Source organism: Streptomyces sp. NPDC003284 (assembly GCF_053589675.1).
The window spans coordinates 253529-270470 of the sequence record NZ_JBSFSI010000005.1 but is presented as its reverse complement, the minus strand read 5'-3'; the positions used below and the strand labels follow the sequence as shown (position 1 = coordinate 270470).

General features: G+C 73.3%; 10 protein-coding genes. 4 read left to right on the top strand and 6 right to left on the bottom strand.

The annotated features are described in order from the left end of the window. Positions 1-91: 91 nt before the first annotated feature. The 3 genes from ACWDYF_RS13570 (at position 92) to ACWDYF_RS13560 (ending at position 3513) form a co-directional block, all read left to right on the top strand. Positions 92-2173, top strand: a complete 2082-nt coding sequence (locus ACWDYF_RS13570) for a restriction endonuclease (RefSeq protein ID WP_389463020.1) — start codon at positions 92-94, stop codon at positions 2171-2173. Between the two features lie 127 nt (positions 2174-2300). Then, positions 2301-2831, top strand: a complete 531-nt coding sequence (locus ACWDYF_RS13565; RefSeq protein WP_381737456.1) for a DUF7144 family membrane protein — start codon at positions 2301-2303, stop codon at positions 2829-2831. Positions 2832-2928: 97 nt separating this feature from the next. Then, positions 2929-3513, top strand: coding sequence for a hypothetical protein (locus ACWDYF_RS13560; protein ID WP_389463018.1), 585 nt, complete (start codon positions 2929-2931; stop codon positions 3511-3513). Between the two features lie 118 nt (positions 3514-3631). Here ACWDYF_RS13560 and ACWDYF_RS13555 read toward each other — a convergent pair whose 3' ends face one another. From ACWDYF_RS13555 to ACWDYF_RS13540, 4 genes are all read right to left on the bottom strand, one after another. Continuing rightward, on the bottom strand, positions 3632-8962 hold the full coding sequence (locus ACWDYF_RS13555; RefSeq protein WP_389463017.1) for a hypothetical protein: 5331 nt from the start codon (positions 8960-8962) through the stop codon (positions 3632-3634). Beyond that, entirely contained in the window at positions 8955-9584 is a 630-nt protein-coding gene (locus ACWDYF_RS13550; RefSeq protein WP_389463015.1) for a hypothetical protein, read from the bottom strand. Before ACWDYF_RS13550 ends, ACWDYF_RS13555 begins: the two co-directional genes overlap by 8 nt. A gap of 176 nt (positions 9585-9760) precedes the next feature. Then, entirely contained in the window at positions 9761-10411 is a 651-nt protein-coding gene (locus ACWDYF_RS13545; RefSeq protein WP_381737460.1) for a sigma factor, read from the bottom strand. Beyond that, complete coding sequence (locus ACWDYF_RS13540; protein WP_381737462.1) at positions 10408-11088, bottom strand: hypothetical protein; 681 nt, start codon at positions 11086-11088, stop codon at positions 10408-10410. Before ACWDYF_RS13540 ends, ACWDYF_RS13545 begins: the two co-directional genes overlap by 4 nt. 364 nt (positions 11089-11452) lie before the next feature. Here ACWDYF_RS13540 and ACWDYF_RS13535 point away from each other — a divergent pair, with 364 nt between their 5' ends. Then, positions 11453-13792: a serine/threonine-protein kinase gene (locus ACWDYF_RS13535; RefSeq protein ID WP_389463013.1), complete on the top strand. Its 2340-nt coding sequence runs from the start codon at positions 11453-11455 to the stop codon at positions 13790-13792. A gap of 370 nt (positions 13793-14162) precedes the next feature. Here ACWDYF_RS13535 and ACWDYF_RS13530 read toward each other — a convergent pair whose 3' ends face one another. Together ACWDYF_RS13530 and ACWDYF_RS13525 are read right to left on the bottom strand one after the other, a co-directional pair. Then, positions 14163-15113: a hypothetical protein gene (locus tag ACWDYF_RS13530; RefSeq protein WP_389463011.1), complete on the bottom strand. Its 951-nt coding sequence runs from the start codon at positions 15111-15113 to the stop codon at positions 14163-14165. Between the two features lie 441 nt (positions 15114-15554). Continuing rightward, positions 15555-16466: an exonuclease domain-containing protein gene (locus ACWDYF_RS13525; RefSeq protein ID WP_389463009.1), complete on the bottom strand. Its 912-nt coding sequence runs from the start codon at positions 16464-16466 to the stop codon at positions 15555-15557. Positions 16467-16942 lie beyond the last annotated feature (476 nt).

Genomic DNA, 16942 nt, shown 5'->3' with positions numbered 1-16942 from the left:
CCCGCGGGATAGAGTCGCCTGATGAGCCGGTCGTGGGGGTGACCGGTGGTGCCTGGCCGCGCGCGGTGTCCTGGGGAGGGGGCCTTCGAGCATGAGTCGTCGCTCTACGGGTTTGGTCGGGGTCTGGGCCGAGGCGCAGCGGCAGCAGCAGCGCCAGCGCGAGGCCGACGACCGGCGCCGCAGGGACCAGGCCCGGCAGGCGCAGGCCTACCAGCGGCGGGCGGCCCAGGACCACCGCCAGTACCGGCAGGCCGAGGCCCGGCGGCGCACCGACGAACTGGACGCGCAGGTCGCCGCGTTGCAGGGCCTGCTCGCCGAGGGCTGCCTGGCACCCGCCTTCACCGCCGCCGCGCTGCTGCGCGCCGAGGACGTGCAGCCCTTCGCCCCGGGACCGCTCGCCCAGCCCGTCACCATGCCGCAGCCCCACCAGTACCAGGCGCAGGGCGGCTGGACGGCGGGCCGCCGCGCCCAGGCCGAGGCCGACGCCCGCGCCCGCTTCGAGCAGGACTGGTACGCGGCCCAGGCCGCCGAGGCCCGCCGGGTGGAGCAACTGGAGGCGTACCGGCGCGAGTACGACCAGTGGGCCGCCGCCCAGCTGTCCGAGGTGCGCCGTCACAACGCCGGTATCACCGAGGTGACCCAGGGGGTGCGGCGGCGCGACCCGCGCTCCGTGGTCGAGTACTTCTCCGCCGCGCTGTACGCCTCCACCGCCTGGCCCGAGGGCTTCCCCCGGCAGCTCTCGGCGGCGTACGACGCACCGGCGGGCCAGCTCGTACTGGACTGGGAGCTGCCCGGCTACGACATCGTCCCCGCGGTCAGGTCCGTCCGCTACGTCGCCGCGAGCGACGAGGACAAGGAGACCGCCCGGCCCGCGACCCAGTGCCGGACGCTGTACCGGGAGACCGTCGCCCAGTGCATGCTGCTGGTGCTGCACGAACTCTTCGCGGCGGACAGCGAGTTCGGCGCGCTGGAGTCGGTGGCGCTGAACGGCTTCGTGGACGCCCACGATCCGGCCACCGGACGCCAGGGCCACATCCCGCTCGCCACCGTCATGGCCCCGCGCCCGGTGTTCGGCGGGCTGCACCTGGCCCAGGTGGACCCGGTCAGCTGTCTGACCGAAGCGCTCCGGGGCCAGCTGACCTCCCGGCCCGACCAGCTCACCGCCGTACGGCCGGGCAGACGGCCGGAGGACATCGGCGACCGGGTCGTCACCCACGGCGGCGACGGCGACGACGAACCCGACCTCTACACGATGGACCCGCTCGTGTTCGAGTCCCTGGTCGCCGAGTTGTTCCGCGCCATGGGCATGCAGGCCGTGACGACGCAGCGTTCGGGCGACGGCGGCGTGGACGTCGACGCGCTGGACCCCGCGCCGATACGCGGCGGCAAGATAGTCGTCCAGGTGAAGCGGTACCGCAACACCGTGCCGCCCACGGCCGTACGCGATCTGTACGGCACCGTCCAGGACACCGGCGCCAACAAGGGCGTCCTGGTGACCACGTCGAAGTTCGGCCCCGGCTCGCACACCTTCGCGGGCGGCAAGCCGCTGGAACTGGTCTCCGGCACCGAACTCGTCGACCTGCTGCACCGGCACGGCCTGCGCGGCAGGCTCGGCGACCCGCGCCGGACCCCGGACCCGGCGCCCCCGGCCGCCGCGCCCGCGCCCGGCGCCCCCGCCGCGCCCACCGACGACTACAACGTCCTCGGCATGTCCTGGTCCGGCGACGTCGCCCTGGACGTGTGCGCCCTGGTCTGCACCGGCAACCGGGTCCTCGACGACGACCACTTCGTCTTCTACAACAACCCGAGCACCCCCGACGGCTCCGTCGGCGCGCTCGCCGCCGCACCCCCGGACAAGGCGGCCATCAGGGTCTCCTTCGACGCCCTCCCGGCCCGTTCCGACCGGCTCGTCCTGGTCGCCGCCATCGACCCGGAGGCCGACCCGCACGCCGACCTCACCGGCTTCACCGACGCCCGCATCCGCCTCCTGGACCCGGCCCTGACCGAGCTGGGCGTCCTGGACGTCTCCGACGGCCGCCCCGGCGAGACGGCCCTCGTCCTGGGCTCCTTCCGCCGCCGCGCCAACGGCGACTGGGACTTCGTCCTCGGCGGCAAGGGCTATCCGGGCGGCCTGGTCCAGCTCGTCGAGGACCACGGCATCGAGGTCGAGTAGGCGGCCGGGTCCGGCCGCGCACCGCACGGGCGCGGCTCCCGCCGTTCACCCGCCTGGCGGTCCCCCGCTGGTGGAGCGTCCCGCCGCCGCCCACGGTGGACGCATCCGACCGCAGGAGGGCGACACCATGACGGAGCAGCCGGCGACTCCTGGCCGTGAGCCGGGCCACCACCGTCACCAGGACCGCACCGCCGCCGCCCCCGGCTCCCCCACGGGCCCGGCGGGGACGGCGGGCACCGCGGGGGGAGGCGCCGGTGGCGGCACCGGGGAGGGCGGGCCGAGCGCGTGGGTGGCAGGCGGGACGGTCTTCGCCGGGGTGGTGCTGCTGGTGGGCGGTCTGCTGGACATCCTCAAGGGCATCTCGTCCATCGCGTCCGACACCATCTACACGCGCATCGGCGACTACGTCTACCGCTTCAACCTGACGGCCTGGGGCTGGGTCCTGGTCGTCGTCGGCCTGATCGCCGTGGTCACCGGCCTCGGCCTTCTCACCGACGCCCTCTGGGCCCGCGTCCTCGGCGTCTTCATGGCCTGCCTCAGCCTCATCGCCAACTTCCTCTGGCTGCCCTACCAGCCCCTGTGGGCCCTGATCTCCATCGGCCTGGACGCCTGGGTGATCTGGGCCCTGACCGCCCACCGCACACCACGCGCCCTGTGAGGTGCACGACGCGGCGAGCGCGGAGGCACGGGCCGGGCGCCCGCCCGCGGGGAACCGCTTGACCGGCGCCCGCCGACCGCTGAACACTTGCACGACCATGAGCGGCAGCCCGTACGAGCCCCCTGAACTCCGCGCCGTCACCGCCTCGCAGCGCGGGGCGGTGACGAGGCGGGGCCTGCGGTTCGGGCTGGCCGTCGGCGGGGTGTGCGCGCTCTGCTGGGCCACCGTGACGACAGCGGGCGTGGCGGTGGTGGCCGTACGGGGTTACTGGCGGCAGGCGTCCGAGGCCCTCTTCTTCGAAGCGGCCTTCGTCGGCGGCAGCCTGGCGGTGGGCGTGGTGCTGGGGCTGCTGCTCGGCACGGTGCTGGCGTTCACGCCCGCCCGGCTGGCCTCCCGCACGTGGCCCCGCGGGCTCCTGGCGGCCGCCGTCGCCGGGGCGCTGTTCCTCGGCGAGTTCGCGGTCAGTGTGGAGGGCGGCGTACTGCCGGTGCTCCTGACGGCACTCGGCGTGCCGCTGACCGGCCTGGCGGCCGCCGCGTGCAGCGGCGACATCGCGGGCACGAGCCGCCGGTACGCATGGCTGCACCCGCACCCGGACCCGCTCTCTTCCCGGATGGCGGCGCTACGGAGCCTCACCTGGCGCGCGAGGCTCCGTGCCGTGGCGGACCTGCTGTGGACGTGACGCCGGGGTGCGGGGCGGGCCCGCGCCCCGGCGCCCGTTCCACTCGCTGTAGTTGCGTACTGCCGACGAGCTGTCCGGCGCGCAGGTGCGCCAGATGGACGGTGGCGGCGACGGCTGCTCACTCCGTTCCGAGGGCGGGCCGCAACCGCCGTACCTCATGCATCAGTTCGGCCCCCTGGGGCTGCCCGCCGTCGACGTACCACTGACCGAGGTCGCGCAGGAACCGCAGAACGGAGTCGGACAGGGCCCGGTCCAGCACCGGATCGCGCCGCGCTCCGCACACGAGGGCGGTCAGCCAGCGCGGGGAGGCGGACTCCATGATCTCGTGGAGTTCCGCCGCCACGCCGGGGCCGAGCCGGCCGAGGTCGGAGCGGATCAGCAGCCGGGCCACCCGGGCCCAGCCGGCCGGTGGGACCCCGGCCGGGGCCCAGTCGGCGTCGTCCACCGGCAGGCCCAGACAGCCGGTGACCCAGGCGACGACCTCGGGGCGGCGGCAGCCCCGCCGCACCAGCGGAAGGATCACCGACGCCGGGACCGTCCGCGGTCCGGCCAGCCGGACGGCGCGGCGGATCAGCCAGCCGATGTCCCGCCAGTGCGACTCCGGATCGCGTACGTACCTCATCGACGCCCGCTCGACGACCAGCGTGCCCACCGCCGCCGCGTGTTCGCGGGCGGTGCGCGGGGCCACCCGTTCCAGCGCGGCCAGCAGATGGACCGACCCGGCCAGCGAGTCCGCCGCGGCGTCCTTCGGGAGCGCCGCCGCCAGTCGCTCGGCCGCACCGGGCGGCCCCCACACGTCCAGGGACTCCAGGAGCGGCCCCGCCATGCCCATGTCCCTCGGCAGCCCGCGGCCCAGCCGTCGGCCGATGCTGGACAGAGCGAGGCGCCGCGCCCACTGGTGTGCCATCACCGGATCCTCCGGCTGCCAGGCGGCCAGGCCCCGGATCATGCTCTGCGCCGCCGCGGGGGAACGGAACTCCGTCGCGTGGGGCAGCCACTGCCGGAACAGTTCCTTGAGCACCCGCTCCGGCAGATCGACCCCCGCGCCGGCCATCATGCGCAGCAGATTGCCGAGTTCGACGGGCGAGTCGGTGTCCAGCAGAGCCCGTACCCGGTTGCTCCAACGGGCTCCCGCGGACAGCGCGGCCGCCACCGCGCAGCCGCCCTCCTCGTCGATCGACCGTACGGCGTGCACGATCCGTACGGCCTGGTCGGCGTCGGTGAACCGGCGCTCGGCCAGCCGAAGGACGCCCGCCAGCCGGCGATCGGCCGCGGCCCGCCGGTCCTCCGAGCGGCGGGCCAGCGCGGCGACGCGGCTGGGCGTGGGCGCCGCCGGGATCGGCCGCTCCGGCGCGGCCGGCGCGGCTGGTGACGCGGACACCGGTGCGGGGAGCGGAAGTTCGGTGCCGAACGTGGTCTCGGGGCGGTGCAGCCGGTCCAGTTCGCGCAGGCACGCGCGGGCGAAGCCCGCGTCCAGTTTCCGCAGCAGGTGCAGGGCCTCCACCAGGTTCTCCGGGCTGGTCGTCCCCTTCAGCCGCAGCGCCCACACCGAGGGTTCCGGCTCGACGAAGCGCAGCATGCTGCCGTGGTCCACCACCGCACCGGCGTCCCGCAGCGCCAGCCCGAAGGAGCGGACCACCTTCAGTGCGAAGGTCACGTTCTGGCTGCCCAGCTCCCGCAGGGCCGTGTTGAGTCCGTCCTCTCCCACGAACTCCTCGGCGAAACCGCGGTCCAGGGTGCGGCCCAGGAGCCGCGTCAGGTCCAGGTAGAGCGCCCTGGTCTCCGCCGAACCGGCCCGGGTCGCCCGCCGCAGCAGCAGCTCGTCCTCGATCCGGGGCGTGAGCCGCTCCATGAACTCCTGGCCGACCACCGGGTGTCCGCCCAGCAGCAGGGCCAGCCGCGGTGCGTGGTCCTTCTCGCTCGCGTCCGCGTCCACCGCCACCCGCTCCACGCACCGCTCCAGCAGCGGCGCCAGGGCCTGCGGAGGGACGTCCGCGCCCACCAGCGCCGACATCAGCCTGAGGACGACACTGCCGCGCTCCTCCGTCTCCAGCGCGAACCCGATGAACGGTCCCAGCCGGGTGCACAGCACCGCGCAGATCCCGTGGTCGCCCGGCCCCCAGAACCTGTCGACGGGGGTGAGCGCGCTGATCACATGGCCGACCCCCTTCAGATCGCCCATGGCCAGGACCCGGTCCACGAGCATCTCCACCACCTCGGGATCGGGCGTCACACCGTCCGGGGCGTAGAGCACGCGCATGCACGTCGGCGCGTCGATCCGGCCCAGTTCCTGGACCAGCTGCGCCGTCTGCCACGGTGTGACCGGCGGCGCCCCGATCCGCAGGACCCGGCTCTTGAGCCACGAGACGATCGACGAGGAGCGCACGATCTGCCGGCCGTCCCACACCCCCACCCGGCCGATGAGGGCCAGCCCCCGCGTCACGCTGTCCAACGACGAGTGCGGCAGAGCCGAGGAGACCAGGCCGGCCATCCGCTCGTGCGGCGCCCCCGGGTGCTCCGGCCACTGGCCCAGCATCAGCATCAGTGCCGCCTGCGCCAGGACCAGACCGGCGTCGCGCCGGTGGTCGGCCGCCAGCAGGCGCCTGATGCCGGGAGCGCGGGTGAACTCCTTCAGCAGGTCCGACCGCCGGTTGCCCCGGAACTTCAGCGCGGCGTCCACGAGATCGACGGCCGCGTGGTAGTGCTCGACCAGCGACGGGTCGCACTGCGTGGTGGCCTTCACCGCCAGCGGGAAGACCTGTGCCGCGGTGGCCTTCTCCCAGTAGGAGCCCAGGACATGCACCAGCAGCACCCCCTGCGCCGGGTCGCTGCGCGCCAGCACCGGCGCCATGTCGTGGCCGATCCGCTCCAGTACGTCCCGGTAGAGCGACGGGAAGTGGCGTACGGCCAGCTCCCGGCGCCTGCGGATCGCGGACAGGCACGTCGTGGCCTGGCGGCCCGTCAGCGTGTGCCAGCCACCCGCCAGGACCGCCCGCAGCAGCTTCTTCACCAGCCCGACCTGGTCCTCGTGCTCCAGGTCCGCCAGTACCGCGTGGGCGAGCAGCACGGGCGGCGCGTCGGGGCCGATGGCGGTCAGCATGGGGGTGACCAGGAGCAGCAGCCGGTTGCGCAGGCCGTGGCCCGCGCTGTCGGCCGCCGACAGCAGCGCGGTCGCGAACTGGACGGCCTTCGGCGACGGGGCGCTCGCCGCGGCCCGCAGCAGCGGCGCCAGCGCCTCGTACTGCGCGTCGGCCGTCCTGCGCCACTCCCGGCCGGTGTCGTCGGTGACGGCTTCCTCCGTCGCCAGCAGCGCCTGGCAGACCGACGTCCGCCCGATGTACCAGCGTTTCGTCCGGTCGCGCCAGGCGCCCGCCCGCCGCAGGACGGCGGGGGAGACCCCGGTCAGCATCTGCTGCGGCACACCGACCCGCAGCAGGCTGCTGGCGGCGACCGCCTGGACGAGGGCGAGTTCCGTCCCCGTGGTCCCGGCGCGGGCGCGGTGCACGAAGGCCCGCCGGATCGTCTCGGACTCCTTCGCCTCCTGGCGCTTCCGTATCTCCGGCGCCTCCGCCGCGGGCGGGACCGGACCGGCGGCCGTGGAGGCGGGGGCGGCCCCGGCCGGGACCCCGGCCGTCGGGCGGGGCGGCGTGGCGGTGGCGGCCAGGGCCAGCCCGGATCCCCCGTGGCCCCCCGCGGCCGCCGGACGGAGGTCCATCAGCAGATGGACCAGCAGCCAGATGTCCAGGGCGGCGGCCCGCCGGACCACCTCGACCCGGACGTCGTCCGGCTCGGCCAGCCCGTTCAGCTCGACGAACTCCTTGCTGAACTGCCGGGCCCACTGCTGGTTGACGACCACCGGGACGGTCGCCACCGTGTGCGCGCGCCAGCGTGAACCACCGCTGTAGAGGCAGACCGCGATCACCGTCGAGCAGGTCTCGGCCGCCGCCCTCGGCAGGACCGTCTCCAGGTCGGTGGCGTCCTGGTGCGAGAGGAGGTCCTCCAGCACGACGAGCGCCGGGGAACCGAGCGGGACGCGGGTGGCGTAGCGGGCCAGCGTGATCGCGTCGCGCAGCTCCGCCGCGTCCGGCAGCGCGCCGGCGCTCGGCCGCAGCTCGATCACCGGTGTGCCGTACCTCTTCCGCCAGGCCAGCGCCGCCCGCCGCACCGACGTCGTCCGGGTCGAGGACCGCGGGCCGCCGACCACGACGGCCGGTGCCCCCGCTTCCAGCCGCCGGCAGATGCTCTCGACGACGGGGCTCGGCGTCAGCGCGAACCGGTGCCCGTCCACGGTGCTGTCGGTGCCGACCTCCTCGATCAGGCACACCTTGTGGCCCAGCGCCGTGAGCGCCGTCTCGGCCGTCGACTCCAGCACCGGCTGCCACTCGCGCGGCCACAGCCGGTGGCACACCTCCGCCAGCGCCGTCCCGGAGGACAGCGGCAGCAGGCCCAGACCGTGGTCGCGGGCCGCGGCCTCCTTGGCGGCGAACTGCTCCCGCGACGGCAGGTCGGTGACGGTGCCGTCGTCCAGGATCGCACCGGACACCAGGGCTGCCGGGACCGGCAGCCCCAGCAGATGCCCGGCCACGGCGGCGGCCGTGCCGATACCCGCCGAGGTGTCGTCCAGCTCGTAGCGCTCGGGCACACCGCGCACCTCCAGGGTGACGGCCCGCCATTCCTCCAGTGCCGGGCCCGCCACCCCTGCCCGCCGTGCCAGTTCGAGCCCGGCCCGGTGCCCGGCCAGCAGACCCCGCCGGAATTTCGGCGTGAGCCGCTGCTCCTCGGGCACCCAGCCGGACGCGTCGGCCTGCTCCCGGGGGCGCAGCCGTACCTCCACCAGGAATCCGTGCCCCGTCACGGCGTCGACCACCGGAAAGACCACGCTGATGCAGGGCGCCGGGCGGGCGGCGCCGGTCTCGGCGGGTGTCCGGGCGCCGGGGAGCGTCACGGTGGCCGTGTGTCCGGCCGGGGCCGGTGTCCCCGCAGGCGGGCCCGGGTCCGGTGCGGCCGTCTCCCAGGAGGCGCGCAGCTCCTCGACCCGCCACTCCAGCGCTTCCCGCCAGTACCGCCACCTCGGAGCGGCGGAGTCCAGCAGATCCTCCAGCAGCCGCAGCCCCGCCCGCGGTCCGCCCACGGCGCGCCCGCCTCCCGGGCCGAGCCAGTCGGGGACCCCGGCCAGCCAGCCGGGCCCGGTCCGCCCGCCCAGTTCCTCGTCGGCCAGGTTCTCCACGGAGTCCATGACCCGGTCGACGGCCTTCACCAGCGGTTCGAGTTCCCGGTCCCACCTCTCGTGGCGTTCCTCCTCGCTCCCGCCGTCGCCGTCGGCCCGCCCCGGCTCCGCCAGGGTGAAGGTGTGCAGCAGTTCGTCCAGGGCCAGCAGCTCCTCCTGGACGGCCAGCACCAGATACCAGCGCTGCGAGTACCGCTCCGGCGGCGGCAGGGCCTCAGCCATCGGACTCGTCGCTCAGCCGCAGCAGTTCCGGCAGCAGGTCCGACGGCGGTTTGTCCTCCGGGTTGGCCAGCAGGAGCGGCCGTCCGTTGCCGCGCGGCAGCGGCTCCATGGTCTCGGCCACCACGACGGTCTCCGCCCCGGACCGCTGGGCGACCCTGAGGCCGCCCGTGGTCCGCACGACCTCGACGGTGACCGCCTCCGGCGGGAACGGCACGTCCCACTGCGGCGAGAGGGAGTAGACCCCGCGGCGCCGCGGCACGCGCTCACCCAGCTCGACCCCCGCCACCGCCGTCCGGTGGCGCTCCATGGTCGAGGCGGCGGCCGTACCGAAGTCGGAGACCGCGGTGACCCGGGCGATCCGGCGCAGCCGGGGGGCCAGCGGTACGACCTTGGCCCCCGCGTCGGACGGGGCGCCACCGGCGAGCGATTCGGACAGCCGGCGGCCCAGGTCGGTCAGCGAGCCCCGCTCACCCGGCTCCACCAGCCGCAACGCCTCCAGCACCAGCCGCGAACCGGGTCCCAGTGTGCCCAGCGCGATCTCCTGGCCCTGTGGCGTCAGTGCCGCAAGGCCGGAGAGGAACGCCAGGAGCCGCCGGGGTACCGCGCGGGCCGGCTCCTCCATGTCTCCTCCCGCCCGGACGGTCTCCCCTTCCCCCGTGTACCGGTTCTCGTCCCGTTCCATGGGTACCTCTCTTGCTCCAGGATGACGGTCGGCGCCCTCACGACGGGCGTCAGTGACAAGTACGTAGGGAGCGGCCGCGGTGGCCACCCCGATTCCGCCGGGCGGCGGCTTCCGTCTCACGGCCGCCCCACCCACCGGTCGGCGAACCGCTTCAGCGCGTTGGCCACACTGGTCTTGCTGACCCCCACCCGCTCCGCGACCGCCCGGCTGCCCGGCACCGCGCCTGTCTCCGCCGCGAGGTCCAGCCAGGCGGCGACCACCTCCAGCACCAGGTGGTCCCCGGCCCGGTACGCGCGGGCCAGCCCCTCGCGCACCGCCGCCCGCGAGCCCAGGGAGTCGATCAGCCGGGCGACGGCGTCCGGGCCCGTTCCGGCGGCGGCCGGCAGGGCGGCGCCCGAATCGAGCACCGGCCCGAGGTCGGCCAGCGGCACCGGATCCGGCGCCGACCGCACGCCGTCGACCATCAGGTTCGACGCGATGCGCAGCAGATATCCGGACGGTGAGCGGCCCGGATCGACCAGCCCCTTGGTGGCCGCGGCCACGAACCGGGCCAGTACCTCCTGCACGAAGTCACGCGGGTCCTCGCCGTCGGGCACGGCTCTGTGGCTGAGCATCCGGGGCAGATCGCCGGTGACGTTGCGCAGCGCGTCCGCCAGCGCGGTCTCCTGCGCCGCGTCCAGTGGTTCGCTGTCCCCTTCGCGCAGGATCCGGGCGATGGTGGCACAGTCGGTGGTGAACCGGGTCGGCCCGGTGCCGGTCTCGGTCATTTCTTCCCCTCCGGGTGCGGCTGGACCGGCTGTCGGCTCCACCGGCGCGTGGTCATCTCCTGCATGAGGTTCTCCGCCAGCCCGAACGCGGCCCGGCGGAGCTGGGGTTCGGTGGCCATCGGGTCCTCCAGCACACTGGTCTGCCGGTGGATCTCCTCCAGACGCTCCCGCAGCGCCGCCCGCGATCTGGCCGGTGCCGCCGCGGCCTCCCGGGACAGCAGCGCCCCCATCTCCTCGGCGGTGGCGACCAGTTCGGCCGATCCCGGGCCGAGCACCTTGAGCCGGTCGAGATGGGCGGTCACCTTGCGCCGTGCCGCCACGTCGAACCGGTGGCAGGCGACGCCGTGGATCCAGGCCAGCGCGGAGGCCGCCTGCCGGGAGTCGGCGGTCCCGCGCAGCTTCGGCACGCTGCGGTGCCCGGGGTCGGCCTTCAGCAGCGCGGCGACGGTCAGCCCGATCCAGGCGCCGTTCAACGCCTCGGCCACACCACCGCGCGGTGCCTGGGCCACATGGCACACAAGCAGCGCCAGCACCAGCGGCGGCAGCGCCAGCAGCGACCGCCGCGCCAGATAGCCCGAGCGGCCCAGCCAGCGACGCCAGTACGCCGCGAGCTCGGGGTCGAAGCTCAGCGCGCTCAACAGGACGGCACTCACCCCCGCCGTAACGAAGAAGATCACGTCGCCTCTTTCGCCACTTGTCCGACAGTTTCATGGACAAGTACGGAGGCGGGCAGCCGATTGGCCACAATGGGCAACGGCGTTACGGCCGCCGCCGGTCCGGGCGACGGGACGCCCCGGCCCGGAGCCGGTGTGCCCGGCCGTGACGCGGGACGGACTCCGGGCGCGCACCGAACCTCCCCTCGCCGCAGGCCGGTTGAAACCACGCCGCCCGGTCGCGTCGTCCCCGTACACGGCGTACGACACCGACGCTCACGCCCCGGCGCGTGTCCTTGCGTCGCCCGTGCCGTTCCGATACGGGTGAGGTGACCGAGGGATCTCTGCACGGGCGGCTGGGCAGGCCGGTCCGGGACGGGGGAGGACTGTGACGCGGGATCGGCTCCTGGGAGGCCGCTACCGGTTGGTGCGGCGGCTCGGCGAGGGCGGCATGGGCCAGGTCTGGGAGGCCCAGGACGAGACACTGGACCGGCGGGTCGCGGTCAAGGTGATCTCCCTGCTCGCCGGTGGCGGAAGCCGCGGCGGCGAGGCGCGCGCCCGGTTCCTGCGCGAGGCCCGGATCACCGCCCGTCTCCAGCACCCGCACATCGTGACCGTCCACGACCTCGGCGAGAGCGGCCCGGATGACGGCAACGCCCCTTTTCTGGTGATGGAGTTGGTGCGCGGCGAGGGGCTGGACGCCAAGCTCCGCCGGGGCGCCGTCACCCTGGAGGACGCGGCCCGGTGGGGCGCGCAGATCTGCGACGCCCTGGCGGACGCGCACGAAGCCGGTGTCCTGCACCGGGACATCAAGCCGTCCAACATCCTCGTCACCCCCGCCGGCACGGTGAAGGTCCTCGACTTCGGCGTCGCACGGGCCGCCGACCCCTACGCGACCGCCGACCGCCTCACCCGGACCGGCTTCATCGTGGGCACGCCCCCGTACATGGCGCCCGAACAGGCACGCGGCTATCCGGAACCGGGCAGCGACCTCTACGCGCTCGGCTGTCTGCTCTTCGAACTGATCACGGGCCGCCTGCCGTTCCAGGCCCCCGACGGCGTGGGCTACCTGACGGCCCACCTCAGCCAGGAGCCGCCCGTACCGAGCGCGGTGCGGCCGGGCATCCCCGGGGCCTGGGACGCCCTCGTCCTGACCTTGCTGCGCAAGGACCCGGCCGAGCGGTACCGGACCGCCGCCGAGGTCTCCCGGGCGCTGCGGCAGCTGGACCGGACCCCTGAGCCCCAACCGCAGCCCCGACCACAACCACAACCACAGCAGCCACAACCGCTGCCGCAGCCACAACCGCAGCCGCTCCCGTCACGGGCTCCCGTGATCGGAGCGAGGTTCGCCGCCGCCCTCTGGCTCCTGATCGTGCTGGCGGCCACCACCGTGACCACGACGAACATCAACGGTGTCGACGACGGCCGGGACGTGGCGTCGGGCGCCGCCGCGACCGCCGCCGCCACCGCATGGCTGGCCGGCTGCTTCGTCCTGCTGAGACGGCCGGGATGGCGCACGAAGGCCGCGGCGCTCTCCCGCTTCGCCCTGCCGATGGTCCTGTTCGGTGTCTACGGCGCGGTGACCGGGATCTCCGTCGCCGGTGGCCACTACCACGGATTCGGGCGGTGGCTGACCTTCGGCGGGGTGTCCACAGCCGCTCTGGTGAGCCTCCTGGGACTGGCCGCCGCCCTCACACCCCGCACCGGTCCCTGGCCCCGCAGGGCGGGTCACGCGCTCGTGGCCCTCGTCGCCCTGGCGCTGCTCGGCACGGTGCTGCCCGTGGCAGGCGTCGCCCGTACCACCGTCACACGGTACGTCGCCCTGATCCACCCGGAGGCGATCACGGTGACGGTGGCCGTCCTGGCCATCGCGGTGTACGGCGTCCGAGACGTAGCGACCCGCCGCGCCGCCCGCACGCCCCCCGACACCCCCGAACCGCCCCAACCGACCGAACCGCCCGGACCGACCGACCCGCCCGGACCGGAGACCGAGAGGCTCCCGGCCCGCGCCCCCGGAGGGGTCCCGCCGACCAGAAGACTGCCGGACGGCCCGCCGCGCTCCTGGCCCACGGGCAGGACACCGGCCGTGATCGCCGGCGTACTGCTGCTCACCTGTGCCATTGTCGTGAGCACCGTCTACGCGGCGCAGGGCGGGACGGGCCGAGGAGAACCGACCGGGACGTCCGGCCCATCGGTGGCGCCCGTCAGATTCACCTCCATCCCGGACATCTGCGGGAGCCTGTCGGACGAGTCGTTCCTGGACACCCTCATCGCCTACCGCCGCCCCGCCGACTCCAGGACGACCGACACGGAGCGGGAGTGCGGCTGGACGACCGAGTCGTCCGCGCCGTCCGACACCGTCGCCTCCGATCTGACGATCAGAGCGGAGAAGTTCGCCACCACGCAGAGCGCCGAAGCCTATGTACGGAAGCAGCGCAGCTACGGCACCGGACTCGACGGCTCGAAGATCACCGAACTCGGAAAGCCCGGCGATTTCGGGGACGAGGCCATCATCGACGTCTACAAACAGGACGACGAGAAGACACACGGCGGCGACACCTACCTCAGCATCAACACGACCACGATCATCCTCCGCTCGGGCAACCTCTGCGTGAACCTCCTCTACGCCCGCAGCCGCCACACCGACGGCGAACCGGACGACACCTCCTACACCCACCAAGGAGCCGTGGTCGCCGCCCGCAGCGTGGCCTCGTCCCTGGACGGCTAGCGCCCTGCCGTCCACCGGGGCGGCTCACGCCGGACCAGCGCCCGCCGCGCGGCGTCGTCCCGCCCGGGACACGGCTGCTTGTACGAGGCCCAGACGACGTCGCCCTAGCCGCCGGGATGCACACCGCGCTCGTCCGGTGCTGCCCGTGGGCGGCGGAGCGAGTGATCACGAACCGGGAGGGAGGGGGCTTGACGCTCTCTCGGGCGAGCACATGCCCAACAACGTGACGACGCCGTGCGCAGGGCGACAGCCATGCCGACCGGTGAACGATGTCGGAAGGCCGTATGCGGGAGAACCGCACGTATGGTCCGATGGTCCGAAGCGGCGGGCACCGGACAGGGAGCGGCAGTCACCGCGCCGGTCCCCGACGCTAAGAGGCTCGGTCCTGGGCAAGCGCCGGGTTCTGGGCGGGGGTGTCGGCCGGGGCCGGGACGTCCTTCCCGGCGTTCTCCGCCGCGCCGAACCAGGCCACCGCGACCGCGCCCGAGACCGCCAGGACGAAGCCGGTCACCGCCAGCCAGGCGAAGCCGGGGCGTGACGCGTCCCCCAGCCACCAGACGCCGATCATGCCGGGCAGCACGGTCTCGCCGACCACCAGCGCCGCCGTCGCCCCGTTCACCGAGCCGATCTGCAGCGCGACGGTGTGCAGGTACATGCCGCCGATTCCGGCGACCAGAATGGCGTACAGGGCCGGGTCGGTGAGCAGCGTGGCCAGGGCGAACGGATCGATCCCGTTCAGCACTCGCACGCCCACGCCCAGCGCGCCGAAGCCGAGACCGGAGAGCAGACCGGCCAGGATCGCGGCCCGGGCGCCGAGCAGCCGGACCAGGACCGTGCCGCCCGCCATCAGCAGCAGTGAGATCGCGAGGAGCCACCAGTGGGTGCTGATCGGCGTGTGCCCGCTGCCCTCAGAGCCCGCCGCGCTCGCGAGCAGCACCAGCGCCGAGCAGACGACTGCGATCGAGGTCCACTCCGCCCGGGTCAGCCGGATGCCGAGCAGCTTGACGCTCAGGACGGCCGTGATGACGAGGTTGGCGCTGATGACCGTCTGGGAGAGGAACAGCGGCAGCAGACGGGCGGCGAGCGCGCCGAGTCCGAAGCCGACGAAGTCCAGGACCGTGCCGACGATGAATTCCCAGGTCATCGCGGCCTGGGCAGTGGAGGAGAGACTGGGGCCGCCATGCGCGGTGACCTGTCCGGCGGTATGCCCGGCGGCGGCCGCCTCGCGGCGGGCCGACTTGCGGGAGCCGACGGCCTGGAGGACGGAGCCCGTGCCGTAACAGATCGAGGCCGCAACGGCGGTCAGGAGTCCTATGAGCACCGAGCGCTCCGTTCAGGGGGGTGGTTCTTGGCTGTTCTCCCTGCCAGACGCGGGATCGGCCGCCCGCGTTGCGTGAACCGGGTCCGCGTCGAGACGGACGGGAAGAAGGCCGTCCGGGCTTGAGGTTGGTCTTCGCCGTGCCGATGGCCGATGCCACGGCCCCGACGAACAGCGCGCCCACCCGAGAGAGGTGGACGCGCTGTTCAGACACTGTGCCCCCGGCAGGATTCGAACCTGCGACACCCGCTTTAGGAGTTTTCCCTGGGCGGGTCCTTGACCTGCGGAAACGCCGACTGTGGGGCGTCTGGTCTGGGCACGCCCCCTCCGTAGTTCTCACGTGTTCGCGGGGTTTCCCGGCCTCATGTGTGCTGAATCCGTTCTGGCGGACAGTCCTTCGACGTGTAACGGGACTCCCGTGCGATCCATTGCCGAGGGGCAGTGTCAGTTATAGAGACGTCGCAGGAATTCGTCCTCGTCCAGGACTTCGATGTTCTGACCGGCCTCCAACAGCGCCTGGGCCTTCTTGGTCTTGCCGCTCAGCGTGTCGCCCGGCTTGAGCTGGGTCTGGGAGGCGGAGACGAGGATGGTGGTCTTCTTGGTGACATTCTCAATCGGCTGCCCACCGACCTCGGCGATCTTGACAAATGCCTCGTCCCTGGTCATGGAGGTCAGCTTCCCAGTCAGGCAGACCACCGCCCCGTACAGTGCACCTTCCGGGTCGGCGTCGGGATTGGCTCCGGGCAGAGGGGTGCGCGAGCTTCTACTGTGGCCGCGGTAGTGGCTGCCCAGCCACTCACGCGTCGGCGTCATCCACCCCCACCGGATCTGGTGGGCATCGAGCAGGCGGTCGAGCGATTCCGTCTCGGCCGCTCGCAGGGCAGCGAGCATGACCTCAGCCGCCGCAGCGGCGTCCGCGCCTGCGTCATGGTGGTCGGCGAAGGCGATCCCGGCGGCGTCCGCACAGTAAGGGAGGCTGTAGGAGAGCAGCGTCCAGGTGCGTCGGGCTACGACCTGCGAACAGGTGTAACGCAGTTCCGGCCACGTCAAGCTCTCGGCGTCGCAGGCGGCACGTATAACACTCATGTCGAAGCCGGCGTTGTGGGCCACCAGCGGGAGTCCGTCAGCGAACGCTATGACGTCGGCGAGGACTTCTGCCCAGCCCGGGGCGGTCGCCACGTCGGCGGATGTGATCCCGTGAACAGCCACATTGAACGGGTTGAAGTTCGCCAGGCTGGAGGGCGGCTGGATCAGTGTGTCCCAATTGTCGACTATGCGGCCTTCAATGACCTTTGTCATGCCGACTGCACAGGGGCTTCCCCTGTGTTCGTTCGCGGTCTCGAAGTCGATGGCCACCCATGAAGAAGACATGGCGTCAGATTCCTGGCAGATCGATCTCAGGTCAAGGCCGTGATACCGAGGCGCCGTTCGCCCTGCTGCATGTCCAACGGTCCGCTATGCGAACGGCCCGGATGAAGGGTCCGAGGCCGAACAGAGCGCCTCCCCGGGGGACAAATCCCAGGTCAGCGACGTAATGCCTTGTGCCCCCGGCAGGATTCGAACCTGCGACACCCACTTAGGGGTCTTCCCTGGGTGGGGCTGTGACCTGCGGGAACGTGCACTGCATGGCGTCCGGTCTGGGAAAATACCCCTCCGAAGTTCTCGCTCGTTCGCGGGGTTTCCCGGCCTGATGAATGCGTTCTGCCCAGAGGACACTCGTCAGGGGCTGTAGGGCGCCCCCTGCGGATGCCGGACGTCCTGAAGCGGGGCGCCGCTGGGGTTAGTTGTCGGCGCTGCGGCATGGGCGACGCCGGGGGACGATGTCTCCCAAG

Coding starts and splice junctions, on each gene's coding strand:
- ACWDYF_RS13565 (WP_381737456.1), top strand. CDS start 2,301: ATGACGGAGCAGCCGGCGACTCCTGGCCGTGAGCCGGGCCACCACCGT.
- ACWDYF_RS13555 (WP_389463017.1), bottom strand. CDS start 8,962: ATGGCTGAGGCCCTGCCGCCGCCGGAGCGGTACTCGCAGCGCTGGTAT.
- ACWDYF_RS13545 (WP_381737460.1), bottom strand. CDS start 10,411: ATGACCGAGACCGGCACCGGGCCGACCCGGTTCACCACCGACTGTGCC.
- ACWDYF_RS13570 (WP_389463020.1), top strand. CDS start 92: ATGAGTCGTCGCTCTACGGGTTTGGTCGGGGTCTGGGCCGAGGCGCAG.
- ACWDYF_RS13550 (WP_389463015.1), bottom strand. CDS start 9,584: ATGGAGGAGCCGGCCCGCGCGGTACCCCGGCGGCTCCTGGCGTTCCTC.
- ACWDYF_RS13560 (WP_389463018.1), top strand. CDS start 2,929: ATGAGCGGCAGCCCGTACGAGCCCCCTGAACTCCGCGCCGTCACCGCC.